The 19,169-nt window shown below is 39.8% G+C and carries 22 protein-coding genes; 21 read left to right on the top strand and 1 reads right to left on the bottom strand.

Annotated elements, in window-relative coordinates; genetic code table 11:
* Nucleotides 1-6 precede the first annotated feature (6 nt).
* The 7 genes from rplS (at nucleotide 7) to EHQ59_RS05825 (ending at nucleotide 4,127) form a co-directional block, all read left to right on the top strand.
* Nucleotides 7-438 (top strand): 50S ribosomal protein L19, encoded by a 432-nt coding sequence (gene rplS, locus EHQ59_RS05855; protein ID WP_167481383.1) that lies wholly within the window; start codon nucleotides 7-9, stop codon nucleotides 436-438.
* Nucleotides 439-554: 116 nt separating this feature from the next.
* Nucleotides 555-1,241: a ribonuclease HII gene (locus EHQ59_RS05850; protein ID WP_244245407.1), complete on the top strand. Its 687-nt coding sequence runs from the start codon at nucleotides 555-557 to the stop codon at nucleotides 1,239-1,241.
* A complete protein-coding gene (locus tag EHQ59_RS05845) occupies nucleotides 1,192-1,893 on the top strand; it encodes a hypothetical protein (protein WP_167481382.1) in 702 nt (233 codons plus the stop codon). Before EHQ59_RS05850 ends, EHQ59_RS05845 begins: the two co-directional genes overlap by 50 nt.
* On the top strand, nucleotides 1,890-2,150 hold the full coding sequence (locus EHQ59_RS05840; protein ID WP_135618332.1) for an EscU/YscU/HrcU family type III secretion system export apparatus switch protein: 261 nt from the start codon (nucleotides 1,890-1,892) through the stop codon (nucleotides 2,148-2,150). The genes EHQ59_RS05845 and EHQ59_RS05840 overlap by 4 nt, the downstream gene beginning before the upstream one ends.
* Before the next feature lie 34 nt (nucleotides 2,151-2,184).
* Nucleotides 2,185-3,372 (top strand): HD-GYP domain-containing protein, encoded by a 1,188-nt coding sequence (locus EHQ59_RS05835; RefSeq protein ID WP_135618330.1) that lies wholly within the window; start codon nucleotides 2,185-2,187, stop codon nucleotides 3,370-3,372.
* Between the two features lie 107 nt (nucleotides 3,373-3,479).
* On the top strand, nucleotides 3,480-3,824 hold the full coding sequence (locus EHQ59_RS05830) for a YraN family protein (RefSeq protein WP_135618329.1): 345 nt from the start codon (nucleotides 3,480-3,482) through the stop codon (nucleotides 3,822-3,824).
* A gap of 102 nt (nucleotides 3,825-3,926) precedes the next feature.
* On the top strand, nucleotides 3,927-4,127 hold the full coding sequence (locus EHQ59_RS05825; protein WP_135618327.1) for a hypothetical protein: 201 nt from the start codon (nucleotides 3,927-3,929) through the stop codon (nucleotides 4,125-4,127).
* Here the strand turns inward: EHQ59_RS05825 and EHQ59_RS05820 are convergent, their stop codons facing one another.
* A complete protein-coding gene (locus EHQ59_RS05820; RefSeq protein ID WP_135618325.1) occupies nucleotides 4,128-5,573 on the bottom strand; it encodes an ATP-binding protein in 1,446 nt (481 codons plus the stop codon).
* A 165-nt stretch (nucleotides 5,574-5,738) separates the two neighbouring features.
* On the opposite strand from EHQ59_RS05820, the gene EHQ59_RS05815 reads away from it, so the two are divergent.
* From EHQ59_RS05815 to gspN, 14 genes are all read left to right on the top strand, one after another.
* Nucleotides 5,739-6,062, top strand: coding sequence for a type II secretion system-associated lipoprotein (locus EHQ59_RS05815; protein ID WP_244245406.1), 324 nt, complete (start codon nucleotides 5,739-5,741; stop codon nucleotides 6,060-6,062).
* Nucleotides 6,063-6,158: 96 nt separating this feature from the next.
* Complete coding sequence (locus EHQ59_RS05810; protein WP_244245405.1) at nucleotides 6,159-7,079, top strand: peptidoglycan DD-metalloendopeptidase family protein; 921 nt, start codon at nucleotides 6,159-6,161, stop codon at nucleotides 7,077-7,079.
* 29 nt (nucleotides 7,080-7,108) lie between these two features.
* Complete coding sequence (locus EHQ59_RS05805; protein ID WP_135618320.1) at nucleotides 7,109-8,023, top strand: general secretion pathway protein GspC; 915 nt, start codon at nucleotides 7,109-7,111, stop codon at nucleotides 8,021-8,023.
* 1 nt (nucleotide 8,024) lies between these two features.
* Entirely contained in the window at nucleotides 8,025-9,782 is a 1,758-nt protein-coding gene (gene gspD / locus EHQ59_RS05800; RefSeq protein WP_135618318.1) for a type II secretion system secretin GspD, read from the top strand.
* A complete protein-coding gene (gspE, locus tag EHQ59_RS05795) occupies nucleotides 9,779-11,455 on the top strand; it encodes a type II secretion system ATPase GspE (protein WP_135618317.1) in 1,677 nt (558 codons plus the stop codon). Before gspD ends, gspE begins: the two co-directional genes overlap by 4 nt.
* Before the next feature lies 1 nt (nucleotide 11,456).
* Nucleotides 11,457-12,683 carry a type II secretion system F family protein gene (locus tag EHQ59_RS05790; protein ID WP_135618315.1) on the top strand — a complete coding sequence of 409 codons (1,227 nt, stop codon included), beginning with the start codon at nucleotides 11,457-11,459 and terminating at the stop codon, nucleotides 12,681-12,683.
* Between the two features lie 5 nt (nucleotides 12,684-12,688).
* Nucleotides 12,689-13,150 (top strand): type II secretion system protein GspG, encoded by a 462-nt coding sequence (locus tag EHQ59_RS05785; protein ID WP_135618313.1) that lies wholly within the window; start codon nucleotides 12,689-12,691, stop codon nucleotides 13,148-13,150.
* Nucleotides 13,125-13,757 (top strand): prepilin-type N-terminal cleavage/methylation domain-containing protein, encoded by a 633-nt coding sequence (locus tag EHQ59_RS05780; RefSeq protein ID WP_135618311.1) that lies wholly within the window; start codon nucleotides 13,125-13,127, stop codon nucleotides 13,755-13,757. The genes EHQ59_RS05785 and EHQ59_RS05780 overlap by 26 nt, the downstream gene beginning before the upstream one ends.
* A complete protein-coding gene (locus EHQ59_RS05775) occupies nucleotides 13,735-14,262 on the top strand; it encodes a prepilin-type N-terminal cleavage/methylation domain-containing protein (RefSeq protein WP_135618486.1) in 528 nt (175 codons plus the stop codon). The genes EHQ59_RS05780 and EHQ59_RS05775 overlap by 23 nt, the downstream gene beginning before the upstream one ends.
* Nucleotides 14,262-14,933 carry a type II secretion system protein GspJ gene (locus EHQ59_RS05770; RefSeq protein WP_135618310.1) on the top strand — a complete coding sequence of 224 codons (672 nt, stop codon included), beginning with the start codon at nucleotides 14,262-14,264 and terminating at the stop codon, nucleotides 14,931-14,933. The genes EHQ59_RS05775 and EHQ59_RS05770 overlap by 1 nt, the downstream gene beginning before the upstream one ends.
* Entirely contained in the window at nucleotides 14,896-15,996 is a 1,101-nt protein-coding gene (locus tag EHQ59_RS05765) for a type II secretion system minor pseudopilin (protein ID WP_244245404.1), read from the top strand. The genes EHQ59_RS05770 and EHQ59_RS05765 overlap by 38 nt, the downstream gene beginning before the upstream one ends.
* Nucleotides 15,997-15,998: 2 nt before the next feature.
* Entirely contained in the window at nucleotides 15,999-17,621 is a 1,623-nt protein-coding gene (gene pilM / locus EHQ59_RS05760; RefSeq protein ID WP_135618308.1) for a cell division protein FtsA, read from the top strand.
* Nucleotides 17,621-18,145, top strand: coding sequence for a hypothetical protein (locus EHQ59_RS05755; RefSeq protein ID WP_100717035.1), 525 nt, complete (start codon nucleotides 17,621-17,623; stop codon nucleotides 18,143-18,145). Before pilM ends, EHQ59_RS05755 begins: the two co-directional genes overlap by 1 nt.
* A 1-nt stretch (nucleotide 18,146) precedes the next feature.
* Nucleotides 18,147-19,109 carry a type II secretion system protein GspN gene (gene gspN / locus EHQ59_RS05750; protein ID WP_135618306.1) on the top strand — a complete coding sequence of 321 codons (963 nt, stop codon included), beginning with the start codon at nucleotides 18,147-18,149 and terminating at the stop codon, nucleotides 19,107-19,109.
* Nucleotides 19,110-19,169: the final 60 nt, after the last annotated feature.

Here is a 19,169-nt window from a genome sequence, read left to right as displayed (position 1 = left end):
GAAGCCATGAATCAGATTCTAGAAACAGCACTCGCAGGCGAAGCAAAGAACGAACTTAATTTCGAAATTGGTGATACTGTAAAAGTTCACTACAAAATCGTTGAATCTGGAAAAGAACGTGTTCAGGTTTACGAAGGGATTGTGATCTCCATTGCGAACAAATCACAAAGCAAAACTTTCACTGTAAGACGTGTTTCTTACGATATCGGAGTGGAAAGAATTTTCCCACTTCATAGCCCAAGAATTGCAAAAATTGAACTCGTTCGAAAAGGATCTGTTCGTCGTGCGAAACTATTTTATCTCCGTGATAAAAAAGGAAAAGCGGGACGTATCAAAGAAAGAAAAGGTGGACAAGCAATTGTTGCCAAAGACAAAAAGAGACAGGACGAAGCTTCTAAGGCAGCGAAAGCAGCCACAGCGGAAGCACCTAGCGCATAATTTCTTTCGATCTAACGGCCATCAAACGGCCGTTTTTTCCTGAATTCCAAATCCCCGAATTTGTTACCTTCTCTTTTGATGAAGCAGGTCGTGGAACACTCGCAGGGCCTGTCTCTGTGGGTTGCGTTTCCTTCGATCTCGATACGTTAAAAAAAATCAAGTCTGGTGAGATCTTAAAAGGTCTACGCGACTCCAAAAAAATCCCCGAACCCAAACGACTCGAACTCCGAAAGGAGATTTTAAAATACGTCCAGTACTCGCATGTATCCTTTGTCAGTGCAAAATTCATCGACAAGTTCAATATCAACCAAGCCATCTTTTATGGGATAGGCCGTGCCTTGCCGAAGGAACGTTCTCCTAAGCAACCTTCGAATCCAGATGGAAATATAAGCTCTCCTTCCCAAAACCTAAATCTCAGAAATGGTTCTCCAATCCATTTCGATTCGCTTGCCGAAAAAAGAGATCTTCAAGCAAATCCAAACCGAAAACCATTTCTCTTTTTGGATGGAAACTACAAACTCAAAATCAAGAACCCCATCGAAGGGTATCTATCGATTCCTAAGGGAGATGATTTAGTTCCATCGATTTCTGCGGCCTCCATCCTTGCGAAAACCTACCGAGACGAGTACATGGAACAGATGGATCGAAAGTACCCAGGCTATGGATTTGCCAAACACAAAGGGTATGGAACAGAAGAACACAGGGACGCCCTCAGAAAACTCGGAATTTCTCCCATCCACAGGTTGAGTTTTTGTGATTTTCTCCGAAGGGAAGGAAGTGAGCCCTCTCTTTTCCCCACTTAATTCCTCAGGGAATGCCCTCTCCCAACTCCTACGTTCGATTGGGAAACAACTTCCAGAACATGTAGAAACAAACGGAAGTTTGGCCCTCCGATCCAAAATACAAATTCCGATTCCAAAAGAATCAAAATCAATTTCCCTATCGAAGACGCAGACTGAATCACACACACAGAGAGAAAACACACTCCTAACGCATCCGTTTCTCAATCAACGGGCAAAGGAACTGTCTCGTTGGGAGACCTTCACAAAACAGACGAGGAATGATGCTCAGACAGGGGAAGCCACCTCAAACAAAGGCATTTGGAATTACCTTCTTTCGGAATCAAAGGAACCAAGTTTTGTTTCTTACCACACTCGTGAAAAAAAAGAGAATCTGGAGATGGTTGTGGAACCAAAAGAGAAAGGATTTACTCTCTATGTGTTTTGGAAGGCGGAAGGGTTTGGACCCTATGGGATCTTTTTTTATTACCAACCAGAAGAAACAAATCCAGTACGGATCGAGATTGTGACAAATGAATTGGATCGAAATTCTGATCCTACGTTGTCCCTTTCCCTCAAACAGAAGTTACAGGATTTATTACGGGTCTTCCCTCAAATTGGTGATCTTAGTTTTGAGGACTGGAAAGAATCTTCCTATAACGGGGATTATAGATGAAAGAGAAAATGGTGGCGCTTGCCTACAACCCAAAAGAACAGAATGCTCCGAAACTAGTGGCTAAGGCAGAAGGCAATCTTGCCAAAAACTTAGTTCGGATTGCCGAAGAAGCAGGGGTTTTCATCGTAAAAGATGAGATCATGGTGAATACACTCGCACATCTCCCTAATGGAAAAGAAATTCCAAGAGAATTGTATGAAGTGGTAGCTTCCGTCTTTCGGATTCTCGTTTTGGAAAGAGAAAAGAAAAACAATTGATGTTTCTACGCTTCTTACTAAGATTTACGCAATTATGCGGAAAATCTCCATACGTGACTTAGAGGCTGGTTCTAAGTTTACCAAGTCTCTTTACTTAGATAAGGATACTGTTTTTGTTGGAGCAGACCAACCCATCACACAACAAGACTTAGACCGTCTGGTTCAATTTGGGATCACCTTCATCCTGACTGATGGGGAAAAAGTCACGGCTGATCAAAATGACAAATCTTCTGGCGCCAGTGGACCAGGTTATTTTGACACGAACCTTCCTTTTTACCAAGATGATGAAAATTCCACCAGGTATAAATACCTATTAGAGAAAGCCAATTCTTCCAAAGTGGAATTTAATGCAGTCTTTAAAGATTGTTTTGATTTGGTGCAAAAAACATACAAATCAGCATCAGAAGGCCGTTATACGGAGATTCGGGAGTTTCGAGAAATTGCAGAACGAATTGCCGACCATACCAAAACAAACGCACAAATTCCCATTTTACTTTTGTCCCATTCCCATTCAGGTTATTATTTATACACTCATATTTGTTATGCGACATTCTTTTCCGTCATGCTTGGAAACTTCTTAGAGTTCTCTAGACCCAAACTCATTGATTTGGCTCTTGCTTCTCTTTTTGCAGACATCGGAATGGTTACGGTTCCTGAAGAAGTTTCTGAGAAAAAAGGCAATCTTACGGAACTCGATCTAAAGACGATCAAACGCCACCCAGTCACCGGATACCAAATCCTTACCCAAAGATTAAAATTAAAAAACTCACTTGCGATTGTCGCCTTACAACACCATGAAGCAGTGGATGGATCCGGTTACCCACAACGAATCCTAGCCAACCAAATCGAAGAACTCACAAAAGTGTTTATGATCGCAGACCAGTTTGCGGCCATGATTCACCCAAGGCCCTACCGAACAGCCATTCTTCCTTATGAAGCAATGAAGATCATGATCAGTGAAAACGTGAACCGTTTTGATTTAAAAATGGTGAGACTCTTTTTAAATAAACTTTCTATGTTTCCGGTGGGGTCCGGTGTCGTTCTTTCTGACCTCAGAATGGGAATGGTCATTGAATCCAATAAAGACAAACCTCTTAGACCCGTAATCCGTGTCACAAAAGATGCAGACGGGAAACGACTCAAACACCTTGAATTTATAGATCTTATGAAAGATCTCAATTTATACATCCAACAAGCCATTCCTTTTTCGCAGATATACTAATTCGATTGTATTCTTTTTAGAATCGATTTCTGAATTTAAGGATTATCCCCGTTTTTCTTTGTTAGGTTTTAGGGTTTACGAAAGTTCAAGTTCCCAGGATTATCAATATGCAAAAAGTAACCATCGGTAAACGAGGAGAAACCCTTGCTAGGGAGTATTTGCAGTCTTTGGGTCATACCATACTCTTTCAAAATTACCGAAAACGATTTGGTGAAATTGACATAATTAGTCTCATGAACGAAACTCTGCATTGTTCGGAAGTCAAAACTTGGAAGGAAAATAATGGCTTTCATCCCAAAGAATGCCTTCATGAGACAAAACGTCTCCGAATGCGGAAGGTATATTTCTATTTGATCTCTGAATATCCTGCCTTTTACCACCTAACAACTAGCTTTAATTTGCTCCATATCACCGAAAAAAAGGAAGTGCGTTTTTATTCGTCAATCTTCTAAATACTTCATCAAGGGAATTTTGTACCGAACCGATTGGTTTTGTATCCCACAAGGGAAACGCTCTCAAGGATGAGAGTTTGATTGTTACAAGGAAGTAACCACATGAGTCAATTTACTGTATTTGGGAATTTAGCAGAAACCGAAGAATTTGGACCAGATCCAGTCCTCCTACGCAAACGGGGAATGGCATCTACCATCCAAAAGAAATTTGATACCTACAAGAAAAAAATCGATGATCCTGCCTATATGGATTATGCGATCAATAAGATCGCTATGGAAATATCCCATTTTATTTCCAAATAATCAACCTAGGCTATAAATCCACTGGTATCCCAAAGTATAATCCAAAGCCTCTTGAATATGTACTTCCTTTGTTCTAGGGGAGAGGTTCCAATCTGCAATCGTCCTTGCGAGAGAAACAATTTGTTTTTTCTTTCGTAGGGAAAGATGTTTCGTTTCTTTCGTTTGATCCAATTGTTTTAATACAGTTTGCGATTCTTCTTCAATCAGTTTCCTTTCGTTTCGAAATACAAATCGATTTTTTAAAATCTCTTTTAGTTTCTCTTCTTCCAAATGAATGTTTCTATCTAATGAGGATTCGAATAATGTTTGGAAAATGGTGATGCGATCGAGAAATGCACCACTGATCTTTTGTAGGTACAAACGAATTTTTTGTAGGGAACAGTGGCAATGGTTTTGGCTTTGGTAATTCCCACAGGGGCAAGGATTTGTAGAGAGAAGAAGAGTGAAATCGGTTTTGATTTTTGTGACTTCATTCATCCTTGTAATTTCGATATAAGAATCTTCCATAGGCAAACGTAAACTTTCTAATATCCGATCTTTAAATTCTAAAGCCTCATCTAAATATAAAATCCCTGCTTCTGCTTTTGCAATTTCTCCCGGTTGGTAGGGAAGTCCTCCCCCGAGAAGACCCACCTCTGTTGTGGAATGATGAGGTGATCGAAATGGCCTTTTGTTTGTGGGAGTTTCAAATTCTCCACTGCTTGTCCAAATTCCCAAATGAGATCTTTCTTTAGTGGAATGGGGTGGAAGCAGTGGTTCGAGTAACCGGTGTAACATGGTTTTCCCAACACCAGGACTTCCGAGTAACACGCTATGATGATTTCCAAGAACTGCATACAAAAGTCCTTGAAAGGTTTTCATTTGGTAAGGATCTAAATACACTTCCTCCCAAATGGTTTGTTCTTTTGAAGATGGATTCTGTTTTCTTTGTTCTGGAATTTGGTTTGAGAAAACATCTAATTCTTGTAAGTGGGAAAGAAAGATATACTCTCCATCAGGCAACGATTCTTCTTGTAGCGACCGAGGAAGGCAAAGGATGTGATCCTTTGTTTGGTTCCTTTGCCAGAGATAGGGTAGGAGTTCCTTTCCGCCCACAAGGCTTCCATCAAGGCCAAGGTTTCCCAAATACAAAATCTGTTTGGAGTTGGTTTGGATTTGTTCTGTGGCTTGTAAAATTCCAACGGCCATGGCTAAGTCTAGGGAAATCCGTCTCTTGGGGATGTGACTCGGTTTCACATTGATGATGATGGTTTCGATCGGAAACTGGAACCCAGAAGCCTCCAGAGCCAAACGGATGCGATCTCTGGCCTCTTTGGTGTCTTGCGGAACGTTCCCTAAGATTTGAAAATGGGGAAATCCCCTTCGAATTCCCACTTCCACTTGGATCTCTCTCGATCCATTCCATTCATACAGCAAACTTCCAACTTCTGCTCGTTTGGGGCTCACATTCCTTTTGGGTCTCGTTTTTCCGCTTTTGGTTCAAAAAATAAAAAAGACTTTTCATAAATAAGGCAGTATGGTGACTTTTCCTGAGAGTTTGCTTTGGTTTGTAGTATCATTCGTGTAATTCCCCTCGTTCTTCTCCTTGTGTTCAGTCACTGTTCACAACGTTTGATCAAAAAAGAAAGATTAAGGGAGATCAATGAGTTCTATGACGGAAAGACTTATGCGCTTCGCGAGGAAATCAAATTTACCCAAACGGATGTTTGGAAAAAAGGAACCCTTGTTAAGATCTACATCGAATCAACTCCCTCTCTTTTGAAATTGAAGGTATACCCGATCCAAGAGACACGTGAGTCTTCGGTAGGGAAACTGGCAGATTATATCATCAATGATGATATCAAAAAAAGAGAATATGATTTGGATGACGTAGAAGAGTGGGTGAACCAAAAATTCACACTCGTCGAACAAAATGCCAAAAAAACAAAGAAATAAAGGTTTGGGATGCCCTCATTGTTCTATTCTATTGATTTTCCTGCTTTCTTTCTTTCTTGTTCAAGAATCTTCCGTTCAGTTCCCGATAGAATATCTGTGAAGGTACTTCGATTTGTAACATTTCTGATTGTTTTGGTTTCGGGGCCAAGCTTACTCGCTAATCCTTTCCAAAAACTCCAACAAGAAATCAATGAAAGCCTTCCCAACAGTGATTCCACCGTATTTCGTCTCTTTGGCAACCAAACCCAAGAACAAGAAGTGCAAAAACTATTCTCTGTTGGTGTGAACCAAACAGGAGAAGAGGAAGAAGTCGAACTTGCTTCCCTTGACCTTCCCAAATACATCAATGTTTCCCCCGTTGTGAGTAATACCGTGGTTCACGAATCAGGGATCGTTGTAAAAAAATACACAGTCCAAAAAAAGGACAATTTATCAAAGATTGCTCGTTCCTTTTCGATTGATGTGGCAAAACTAAAAAAAGCAAATTCCCTCACATCTGACCAATTGAAAATTGGGCAAGTTTTGGAAGTTCCAGTCCAAGTGAAAAATGCTTCTTCCTCTCGTGTCGTTTTAAAAAAGATTTTTATTTTACCAGTTCCGCAAAGCCGAGTGACCTCTCGTTTTGGTCGTCGAGTAGATCCATTTAACAAATACAATCGTGTATACCATTCAGGCCTTGACCTGGCGGCAAAAGTAGGGGCACCTGTTCTTTCTGCTGCCGATGGTGAGGTTGTGTTTACCGGTCGAAACGGTGGATATGGAAATTCCGTTACCATCCAACACAAAAATGGGTATAAAACAGTTTACGCCCATTGTTCTCAGATTTTAGTTGAGGTTGGGGAAACGGTGAAGATGGGTCGAGTGGTAGCACTTGTCGGAAGGACAGGTACAGCGACTGGCGCTCATTTGCATTTTGAAGTGTTCCGAAACGGGAAAATTATGAATCCTGAATCAGCTCTCGGCATGACTGAAAAACATGTGACAAAACTCCCCAAATCTGAAGTAGCCGGAATGTAATCGGAGTTTTTCTCCGATTTGTGGGGAGCATGAATTTAATCCTTCAAAGAATCCAATCGAGTCAGTTTTTTACATTGATTCCGGCGGTTTTATTATTTTCCTTTTCTCTCGCTTATTTACTGAAACTTGTCCTTTTACTTCTTTTTTCCACAGAAACAGGGATGAATGTCGGAAGCCAAGTGCGTCCCAAACAAACAAGACAAGAAGTGATCCTTGCTGTAAGCACGTATGAAGATATTGTCACAGGCAATCTCATCCGAGGCCAAGTGTATGATCCAAATGATGCCACAAAACGTGGCGCGGACGGAACACCACTGGATCCCGAAATTGCTCAAGACAATGGCGACGATGACCAAATGCTCGTGACAGGGACTCTGTCTGGCCACTGGTCTTTTGCACGGGTCACCATCCGTGAAAAACAAAACAACGACTCGGAAGAATACGCAGTGGGAGAAATGGTAGGTGGTTACAAAGTGCAAACCATCGAACAACACTACGTGGTTTTAAAAAAAGGGGGCCTTAGCCTTCGAGTCAATATTGGGGAAACACCAGCGCAAGCAAAAGAGAGAATTCGGCCAAAAGAAGCAAGTGCCGTTTCCAATTTGGGACCATCTAGCCAAACGATTCAAAAAGTTCTATCCAGAGAAGACGTGAATCGAAAACTAAAAGATCCCAATACCATCTACAAAAATGCACGATTTGGCCCTCATTTGGTAGACGGAAAGATCGAGGGTTACAAAATCTATCAAGTGGCAAAAGACCATGTCTTTTATTCTCTTGGCGCGAGGGGTGGTGACATCATCAAACGTGTGAATGGAATGCCTCTCAATGAAACAGAGAAGATGTTGGAAATTTGGGGTTCGATCAAACAAGCTCCGAAAATTACAGTGGATTTAGAACGACAAGGCAAAATTATCACATATGAATTTATCATTCGGAATTAAAATGAGAAATCGTCTCCCATTCTTTTTACTTTGTATTTGCCTTTATTTAATTGTGACACCTAATTTCTCACAAGAGAAAGGGAAACCAAAATCAAAAACATCTCAAGAACCAGCAAGTTTTACAGCAGATTGGAGAGATACAGAACTCAAAGATTTCCTTATGGGAATGAGTGCCATCATCAAAAAGAACATCTTAATTGATGATGCTGTGAAAGGGAAAAAAGTTACCATCATCTCGCAAAAACGAGTTCGCATTGAAGATGCTTATGGGTTCATGAAGTCTGTTTTGGAAACACAAGGGTTTGGTCTGATTGAAGAAAATGACCTGATCAAAGTTGTAAAAATCAAAGACGCTCTTGCCAAATCACAAATTGTTCGGATTGGAAAGGATCCCGTTTCGGATTCAGAAGTTGCCTTAAATAAAACCATCACACAAATTGTTCCTTTGGAATTTTCTAATGCGATTGAACTCGAACCCATTCTCAAACGAGTGACAAGTCCTGATACCGACATCATCATTCCCAAGAACCAAAATACTTTAATTTTTTCTGGTTCCACATCTGATATCAACAAGTTACTGAAGTTAGTTGATAATTTAGATGTAAGAGCAGATGGACCGGGTTCGATTTCTTCTGCGGGTGACATTCATATTTATACCCTAGAATACAATGAGGCTGAAAAACTTGCGGCCATCCTTGTCAAATTGGATATGCCAGATGCTCCTGTGGCGCCAACACAAGGGCCACCTGGGGAAGCCGGTCCTGATGGGAAACCACAAACACCTCCACCTGTCGCGCAAGCTCCAAAAGTTCCGGGAAAACAAGACAAAATCAAAGCAGTTGCTCACAAAGAATCGAACTCACTCATTGTCACAGCAACTCCCCAGGAATGGGAAGAAATCAAAAAGATCATTAAAATTTTGGATACTCCCAGAAAACAGGTGTTACTCGAAGTGCTCATCGTTGAGCTAAGTTCTACAGATTTAAATGACTTTGGTATCGACTGGCGTTACCAAGAGCTTGCGTATGGACAGTTTAACACTGGTCTTGCGGCACAAGGGGGTGTGATTGATAAAAATGGTCGTCCCACAAACGTAAACACTCTTTCAGGATTTTCACTTGGTTTTATCAGACGTGGTGGGCAACAAATCATTGGTATCTTAAACGCAAACTCAACCAATGAAAATTTTAATGTATTATCTGCTCCTCAAATTTTGACCTTAGACAACCAAGAAGCGGAGATCAATGTGGGCCAGGATGTACCCGTTCGTACCCAAAATAGAAATGCGGGACTTGGTGGAGACAATGCGGTAACAGTGGCAAACTTTGAATACCGCCCAACAGGGATTAAACTTAAATTCACACCTCACATCAATAAAAACAATCGCATCACTCTCGACCTATACCAAGAGATCAAAAACGTTGCGGGGATTTCTTCGGAAGCAACCGGTGGAAACCCAACCTTTAATAAACGGGATATCAAAACAACCATCGTTGTGGACAATATCCAAACCATCGTGATTGGGGGACTACTTTCCAATGACAAACAAAAGAAAGTACAAAAGATCCCAATTTTAGGGGAGATTCCACTTCTGGGAACTTTATTCAGAAGAACCACCAATCAAAATCGTAAAACGAATTTGATGGTATTTTTAACTCCACACATCTTAGATGATCGTGATAAATCGGATCGTATGACCATCCAAAAGAAAAATGAACAAGAAAGGATGGTGGATGAACGAGAAAAGAAACTGAGATGAGAAAAAGTTTAGGTCAGATTCTTTTAGAAGATGGAATCCTTACGATTAAGGATTTAGAGGATATTTCCAAACAACAGGAAAAAACAAATCTTCCCATCACTCATATCATTCAAAAAAAAGGTCTCGCATCCGAAACCGATATCCTAAAGGCACTCGCGAAACTCCATAAAATGGAGTTTCACGACAAACTTGAATTTGTTGCCAGTGATGAAATTTTTAGCAAAATCCCACTCAAACTAGTACAACGTTCCAAAATTGTTCCCTTCCTTGTGAAAGGAAAAAAGGTTTTTGTTGCTACAAGTGATCCAACGGACCTCCATCCCATGGATGATATGCGTTCTTTCTTAAAAGGATACGAAATCCAATTCGTTCTCGCTACAGAAAATGAAATCATGCGCATCGTGCATTCGCAGTTTGATAAAACAACTGCGGAAGCAAAAGAGATGATGGATGAGATGGATGGAAGTTTTGGAGAACTTTCTGATGCCTTTGAATCCGATGCATTAGATTTATCAAACGAAGCACCTATCATCAAAATGGTGAATGTGATTTTGTCACAGGCTGTTTCTGAAAGGGCTTCCGATATTCACATCGAACCTTTTGAAAAATCTGTGATTGTACGTTATCGTGTGGATGGTGTTTTACAAAAGGTATTAAGTCCACCTAAATCATATTTGGCGGGAATATCCACCCGTATCAAAATTATGTCGAACCTAAACATTGCGGAAAACAGGCTTCCGCAAGACGGTAGGATCAAACTTAGGTTAGCGGGAAAGGATGTGGATGTCCGGGTATCGATCATTCCTTGCCAATTCGGAGAACGAATTGTAATGAGGATTTTGAATAAAACCGATCAAAAGTATTCCATTGAAACCATGGGATTTAATGCACAAATTCTAAAAGAATTTAAAGAACTCATTTATAAACCTTACGGAATTATTTTAGTAACGGGGCCGACTGGATCGGGAAAATCAACTACCCTATATTCCGCACTTTCGGAGATCAATACCGAAGAACGAAATATCATTACTTGTGAAGACCCAGTGGAATACCAAATGGATGGAATTTCCCAAATGCAGATGAATGAAAAAATTGGTCTGACTTTTGCTGCGGGACTTCGTTCCATTTTACGACAAGACCCGGACGTGGTAATGGTAGGGGAGATCCGTGATGAAGAAACAGCAAGGATTGCCATCCAAGCTTCGCTCACAGGTCACTTGGTATTTTCTACCCTTCACACCAATGATGCTTCTTCAGCAGTGACAAGACTTGTGGATATGGGAATTGAACCATATCTGATTACAAGTTCCGTCTTAGGTTTTATGGCACAACGACTTGTGCGTGTCATCTGCAAAGACTGTAAAACTTCCTATAAACCAACTGACAAGGATTTGGCGGGTCTAGGCATCCAAAGAAAAGAACTCAAAAATGGAGTCCTATTTCGGGGCAAAGGTTGTAGTTCTTGTCTCAATTCGGGATACAAAGGCCGAACTGGTTTATATGAACTTCTTACCATGAATGATGAAATCAAACGTGCGATTTTACAGGGAGCGGATGCCAACAGAATTAAGGAACTTGCTCTAAAAAATGGTCTTGCTACCTTACAAGTTTATGGAAAGTACAAAGTGATTGAGGGAGTTACCACTCCAGAAGAAGTGCTTCGGGTATCTTAATATGCCACTGTATACCTACGTTGCCTTTAACAAAAAAGGAAAAGAAGAAAAAAACATCATTGATGCGGTCAATTTACAGGCGGCACGTAACAAACTAAAGGCGAAAGGGCTCTATGTTCGTTCCATCCAAGAGGATCGGGAAAAAGAAGAAAGGGAATTGTTCCCTTTTTTATCCAAACTGCTCTATCGAATTCCAAGAAAAGAAGTAGGACTTTTTTGTAAACAATTGGGGACACTCATTGGAGCTGGGATCCCGCTGGATAAGTGTTTACTTTCCATCATTGACCAAGTGGAAAATATCTATTTTAAAAAAGTTTTGATTGAGATGCGAGCGGACATCACGGAAGGAATGAGTCTTTCGGAGTCCATGAAAAAACACAAAACAGTGTTTCCAGACCAATATCCTAGTTTGATTTCTGTGGGTGAATCAACAGGAAATTACGAGAACACCTTGCACCGGTTAGCGGAATTGGAAGAAAAGTCATCTGAACTAAAATCAAAAGTTCAAGTGGCTATGATTTATCCGATGATTATGGGGTTACTATCCCTTGGTGTATCGATCTTTTTACTTGTCGTGGTGATCCCTCAAATTGAACAATTATTTGCTTCTTTTGATGCCAAACTCCCTCTTCTCACACGTGGGGTTATATTTTTATCCTATGTACTAACCAATTATTGGTATTTTATTTTAGGACTCATTACTTTTGCGTTTCTTGGATTTATGAAGTGGAAATCTTCCCCGGAAGGAAAAAAAGTTTGGGATAAGTTTTTACTTGGACTACCTGTCATCGGTACACTTCTTCGAAAAATCCTAGTTTCTAACTTTGCAAGAAACCTTTCCATTTTACTTCTCAACCGAGTTCCACTCATCGTATCTCTGAATATTGTTTCTGACGTTGTTGGGCATACTGTATTTAAAGAAGAAATTGATGCGGCCATCATCAAAATCAAAGAAGGTGGAAAATTATCGGATTCCTTACAAGGGTCACAAGTCCTTCCGCAGATGGTGTTAGGGATGCTGAGTGCCGGGGAAGCTTCGGATAAAGTACCAGAAATGATGAATAAACTCTCAGAAATCTACGAATCTGAGGTCGATACAGCAATAAAATCTTTGACCCAATCCTTAGAACCTATGATGATCATTGTAATGGGTGGAATTATTTTTACCATTATGGCGGCGATTATGACGCCAATGTACAAACTAACTCAAGAAATCCAGGGGATGTAGAGTTTATGAAAATGAAAGGAAAAAACAGAAAGATCCGTGAGGGACTCACTCTAATCGAAATCACAGTGGTGATGCTCATTTTAGGTTCCCTTATGGCAATTCTTTACTCGAGTATCGGTAACCGAGGCGAAGGGGAAAAAAAGCTAAAACTGAAAAATGACAGTGCGGTTTTAAAAACTGCATTAGAACGTTATTTGGAAGTGTATGACAAATACCCATCGGAAGAACAAGGTTTACAAGCGTTAATCGAAAAACCAGACGATGACAAAATTGGGGACGATTACGAACCCATCATTCGAGAAAAGGCAGTTTTGAAGGACCCATGGAAAACTCCTTATGTGTTAAAATTTGAAGGAGCTGTTCCTCAAATCTACACACTCGGCGAAGATAAAAAAGAAGGTGGAGACGGAAAGAATAAAGACTTCAATATCCTATCTCCTGATGACTATCCAGCCGCTTTCCGATAAAAAACAATTTCCGAAACGGAAAAGACGAATTCGCGACGGTCTCACACTCATTGAGATCGTCGTTGTGATTTCGATTTTGGGACTTCTCATGGTAATCGTGGGAGGTTCTCTTCGTAACCTCATCATTCCAAGCACCGAAGACATCTCTGTCAAATTACAAGAATCCTTTAAGTTTGGTTATAACAAAGCACAACTCACAAACCAAGCAGTGCTTTTTGAATATGATTTTGAAAAAAGGGAATACCAATTTTTTTTACTCAAACGAGATGAAAATGGATTGGAAGAAGAACCGATTTTAAAAAAAGTAATTCTTCCTTTTTACTCTAAAATTGTCAGCGTACGAGACTTAGGTGGCAAACCAAGAAACGAAGGTAAAATTCGGATTGTATTTACGCCACAAGGAACCACTACCGATTTATTTTTATACATAGGCTCTGATACGGAAATCAAACGGACAATCCAGATTTATCGGTATGGAGGAAGAATCAAAATCCATAAAACAGAATTTTTTCCAGAACCCGAAACAAATTCAATCTCCAAAATTTCTTATGGTTTGGATGAACGAGATGAACAAATTGATCCCAATGCGAAAACTCAACCTCGTTAATTCATTCCGCTCTGCATTTACTTTGATTGAAGTTACCATTGCCATGGCGATGGCAGCAATGGTCATGACTCTCACATATGCTAGGATTGCCGATGGGATTTCCTTTCAAAAGAAAGCTGTTTTACTATCCAATGCTGTTCACCTAGCGAAAATCAAAATGGCACAAGTGGATTCTTCTACAACGATGCAAACTGATACTTCCAAAGGTTCCATTGATGCATTTCCTGGTTATACCTTTGAAACAGAAATCAAAGATGAAGAAATGGATTTACTCAAACTGGCAGGTGGTCCTAACGCGGAAGAACTTCGTAAAAAAGCACCAAAAGATATGTTAGGGGATAAGGATGTTGGCCTCAGTGACCTTATGAAAAAACGAGGGCAGAAAAAAAGTTTTGAAACTGGGGGAGTTTTAAAGGTTTTTCGAGTGAAAGTTTCCATTTTTTATATGGATGGAAACAAAAAAGAAACATATACTGTAGAAACATTCCGGAGCACAAAATACTAATGAACGTTTTGTGTAGGTTCCCGAACAAAGAAAATCAAATTCCTTTTCGCAATGGGTTTACCTTGGTAGAGATTTCCATTGTCATCATGATCATGGCTGTGATTTTTACGGGAATATTTTCTGTGTTTTATACCGCCAATAAAATCTCCAAAAAGGGAGCTTCGAGTAAGGGAGCGAACCGAAAAGACATTTTGTATGCGATGGAAAACATTCGTGGAACACTTTCTAGAGCCTATTTTATTGATAATCAAAAACGGATTTTATTTGTGGGAAAACAGGAAGGAGTGACTGGGGCAAGAAATGATCGGATTGTTTTTGCGACGTCCAATCCCAACTCTGAAGAAGAAGGGCAAGCGTCTGTCCGTGAAGTTTCGTTTTATCTACGTAAAATGCCCAATCCAAAAGTGGATGGACTGTCTTATCTAATTCGCCGGGAAGATGAAATGGTGGATAACTTCCCCACGCAAGGCGGCGTGGAACACGTGTTACTTGAAAATGTGAAAAGTTTCCAAATGAAATTTTCGGAACGCGGTGACAAATGGGTTGATGATTGGAATTCCCGTACTACAAAAAAAATTCCAAGACTCATTCGGTTTGAAATCATATCATTAGTGGGGAGTGCCTTTGTTAAATATGAATCACTTGCGCATCCGGTTATTCTCTACAAATAAAAAACCGAAACAAGGTTTTATGGTCTATCTCCTTGTGATGGCCATTGGTACAGCTTCTTCCTTTACTGCGATCAAATTCTATAATGATGCAGCCACGGAATACCAAGTTGCGAAAGCACAAGCAGACGGTTTTCGAGCTCATATGTTGGCGAAGGCTGGGTTTATGGGGGCAGTTGGTGCTTTAAAAAAAATTCCGGAAGAGGTTTTATACCAGTCAGGTCTAGCCATGGACCCACCTCCGATTCCCCTTGGGGGAGGTGTGATTTATTATACGATGAGTCCGGAAGATGGCAAAATCAATATCAACTCCCTTGTGAAAATTTATGACGACCAACCGAACCAAAGAACCATTGAGATGGTCACTCGTTTATTTTACCAATTTGGTCTGAAACGAGAGATGATTTTCCCCATTTTGGATTGGATTGACGAAAACCATACAGAAACAGGGGGAGGGGCCGAACAGTATTATTACAGTCGCCTAAGTCCACCGAGAAAAATCAAAAATGCTCCTTTTTATTCCCTTTCAGAGCTTTTGAATGTGAAGGGATATGACCGCGCTATCGTGTATGAAAGTTTAAAACCAAAAGATTACGACAAAAATAATTCCAAAGACTTTATGACAGAAGAGGAAAGAGCCCTTCGTTCCGATAAAGATTATGTGCTCTCCAATAATATCACAGCTTATTTGCCTGCGGGTGATTCCTATGATGACAGGATCAATATCAACACGGCACCCTATTTTGTCCTACTTTCCCTTTCTGATTTTATGACCAAACAAGCCGCCATGAAAATTTTGAAACTCAAGTTGCAGAAAGGAGGCTATATTAAAGAATTGAAAGATCTGGAGACAGAACCTGAGTTCCAAGTGAAAACCACAGGGGACCTCACTTTGTATAAGGAACTGGCAGGGGAAGGAACCGATGTTTCTGGAGGCCGGATCAAAACAAAGGGCGAAGTTTATAAAATTACAGGGGTTGGGATTATTAAGGATAAAGTGGTTCGGAAGGTAACAGGATTATTTGATCTTACCAACAACCAGATGTTATACTATACTGAAGATTAATTATGTTATCATTTGACCAATACCTTGCAATCGATTACGGCTCTACCTTCCTAAAGGGTGTTTTATTCAAAAAAGTTTTAGGAAAAGTGGTCATCCTCAGGACGGAAAGTTTACCCGTCGTGGAACTAGATGAAAATGAAGGGGACCCATTCGAATACAATATCATTCGTTTCATCCAAAGTTTTTTCCCAGAGGAAAATCGATTTTTACTCAATTTAGGAATTCATAATTTATTTGTGAGAGACCTCACTGTTCCATTGGTTTCCGAAAAAGCCATCCAAGAAGTTTTGCCATTTGAAGTGGAAAATTTAGTCCCTTACCCTATGGAAGAACTTGAAGTCATTGGTAAAACTTGGAGAACAGGAAAAGAAAACTCAGACGTCATTACCTTTAATGTCCATCATTCGGAGTTATTTCGAGCTCTAAAACCCTTTGCCAAAGGGGACTTGACCTTAAGTTGTTTGTCCTTAGATTCTTATGTGCTTGCTTCTCTCATTTCAAAAAATTATCCCCTGTTAGTTGCAGATCACTCCATCATGCAACTTGATTTAGGGGGAAGGTATAGCATTCTGAATGTTTTACATGAAGGGAAATTAAGACACACTCGCCAAATCTATATCGGTGGAGAAGAGGTAACGGCAGAGATCGCAAACCTTTTAAAAATAGATTTTGAAGACGCAAGGTTAGTGAAAGAATCACTTCCAGTTGGATTTTTATTTGATTCGATTGAAAAGGGAGAAGAAACAAAATTTCTAAACCAGTTTCATATTACAAACAGCCAATTGAAGGTCCTTCGTAAATTCATCCTCGCAAAACTCGAACAAATCATTCATGAAGTGGAAAATAGTATTTTTTCTCTTCCCGAAAAAGAAAGACCAAGTCTCATTTTACTTTCTGGTGGAGCAAGCCTCTACCCAAGTTTAACAGGTTACTTAGAAGAAAAACTGGGAATCAAAATTGGGCGGTACGAATTTTTAGGAATCAATGACCCTAGTTTTGTGACGGCAGTTGCCACGGGTGTTCATTTTGAATCTCGAAACCGAGTGAATTTTTTAGAAACTGGTTTTGCAAAAAAAATTCACACCAATCGCTTCAAATTGGCAGCATTCAAACCTCATATCATTTTGGTCAGTATATCCCTCATTCTTCTCTTCGGTGTGTTTATCATTGGTATCATTTTAGATAAACGTAAAATTGCCGCCAACAAACAGATATTAATGGAAAAATACAAAAATGGAATTGGTGGAGAGTTAGGGGAAGACGAAGATCCACTGGACGCGGCTAATAAAAAGTTAAAAGCTGAACGGAAAAAAACTGAAATTTACCGATTGTTTTTATCTCAAGAAAGTGTTCTCGATGTTTTAAATGAAGCAACCGAACAATTCCCATCACCAGATGTTTTACCCTTTATTTTAGATCAGTTTAACTTTGAAGAAAAGGAAATCCAAATTTACGGTAGGGTGAATGAGTTTGGGGAGATTGGAACCATTCAATCTGCTTTGGAGAAATCAGAAAAATTCACGAATATTCAAATTCAAAACAAACGTCTTATCACGGGTGTGAACAAATACAAAGTTAGTTTTAAAATCAAAATGGATGTTGTGACTCCAAAGGATGAACCCTGATGTTTGATCGTTTGAATGATAGAGAACGAGTCCTTGTCATTGGTCTGATTAGTTTTGTATCACTACTTGGAGTGTATACGATTGTGACTTTATTATCCGATCTAAGAAATCGTTTGTCGGATGAAATTTTTGAAACAAGATCACAAGCGGGAGAACTCGACAGAGTGATCCGTGAATACAATTATTTGCGTGGTCTACAATCTGGTGGCAGTGAAGAAGATGTAAGTGTCATGTATTCCAAATTGGATCAAATTTTGGTACGTTATAATCTAAAAGACAAAGTCCAAACGATGAAGGATACAAGTAATGTCATCCAAAAGGACTATAATAAAATCACGATTGATGTATCCTTTCGATCCGTGTTGTTACAAGATATCATCAAACTCGTTTACGATATTGAAAAGAATAAACAAATCCAAGCAAAAGTAGACCTACTTAGTTTTCGAAAACCTTTTGCCGAAAAAGAGATTTACGATGTAAATCTAAAGGTTTCATCCTACAGTCGTTTGTCGAAAGGAAAATAAAATGGCAAAAGAAAACGAAATTGAGGAAGATTTTGATTTAGAAGAGGATTTGGCCATTCAGGAATCTCTTTTGGAAGATGATTCCGAGAAGTTTGAAGAGGACAACGATGAAGAACACGCGAAAGTCAATCGCAAACAAGTTCTCACTCTTGTCGCCATCTCCATTGTTTCTTTTATATTATTTACAATTTTTATATTCCCTCTGAATGAAATTGTTCGGTCTGTCCTGATTAAAACTGGCAAAGAAACGGGAATCTTTATGGATGCAAAAGAAATCCATTTCCCCATGATTGGCCGAAAGTCTTTTGATAGTTTTGTTATGAGTTTTCCATCGGGAACTTCTTTAAAAGCAGAAGAAGTGAGTCTTGGGATTTCCTTATTTGGGTTAATCCAATCTCGTTTGGAAGGGGATGTCAATATTGGGTATTTTAGTTATGAGGGCAGTGACTTATCTATTGGGATCCAAACTTTAGATTTACCGATCCGCCTGTCTCCGTTAGATGAAAAGATCACCAAATGGAATGGAGAAGGGGAAATCACCGTTTCTGGCGCAAAAATTAAGGAATCAATGGACATTCCTTTTTTAGGATCTTTAAAAGGAACCGAGATCAAAAGGGCAAATTTACTTTTTAAAATTCGATCTGGAAAACTTCTCATTGAAAGAGGAAACCTTGATTCCAATTTGGCTAAGTTCCAATTCCAAGGTGTGGTGCGTTTATCTGATACCATTTCGTTTTCCCAGTTGGACTTAAAGGTTTGTTTTTCTTTTACAGAGAAATTTGCACAAGAAAGGCAAGATTTAGTAGGGATGGTAGCTTTATTACCACAAGAAGCTGGCAAAACCTGTATTCCTGTTCGCGGAACTTTATCATCTCCCAAAGTAGACCTTCCCAACTTAAACCAATTAGGTGGCGGAGTTCCAAAACAGGATGACGGTTCGATTGAACCTGCACCTACACCTTAAATTACATCAAACGTTGAAATCCCTGTAACACAAACATTTCCACAGTAGTCAGATTTTCCT

Origin of the sequence: Leptospira kemamanensis (genome assembly GCF_004769665.1) — a bacterium.
GTDB classification, from domain to species: domain Bacteria; phylum Spirochaetota; class Leptospiria; order Leptospirales; family Leptospiraceae; genus Leptospira_A; species Leptospira_A kemamanensis.
Note: the sequence above shows the minus strand (reverse complement) of the source record. Positions and strands in the feature narration are given on the sequence as shown.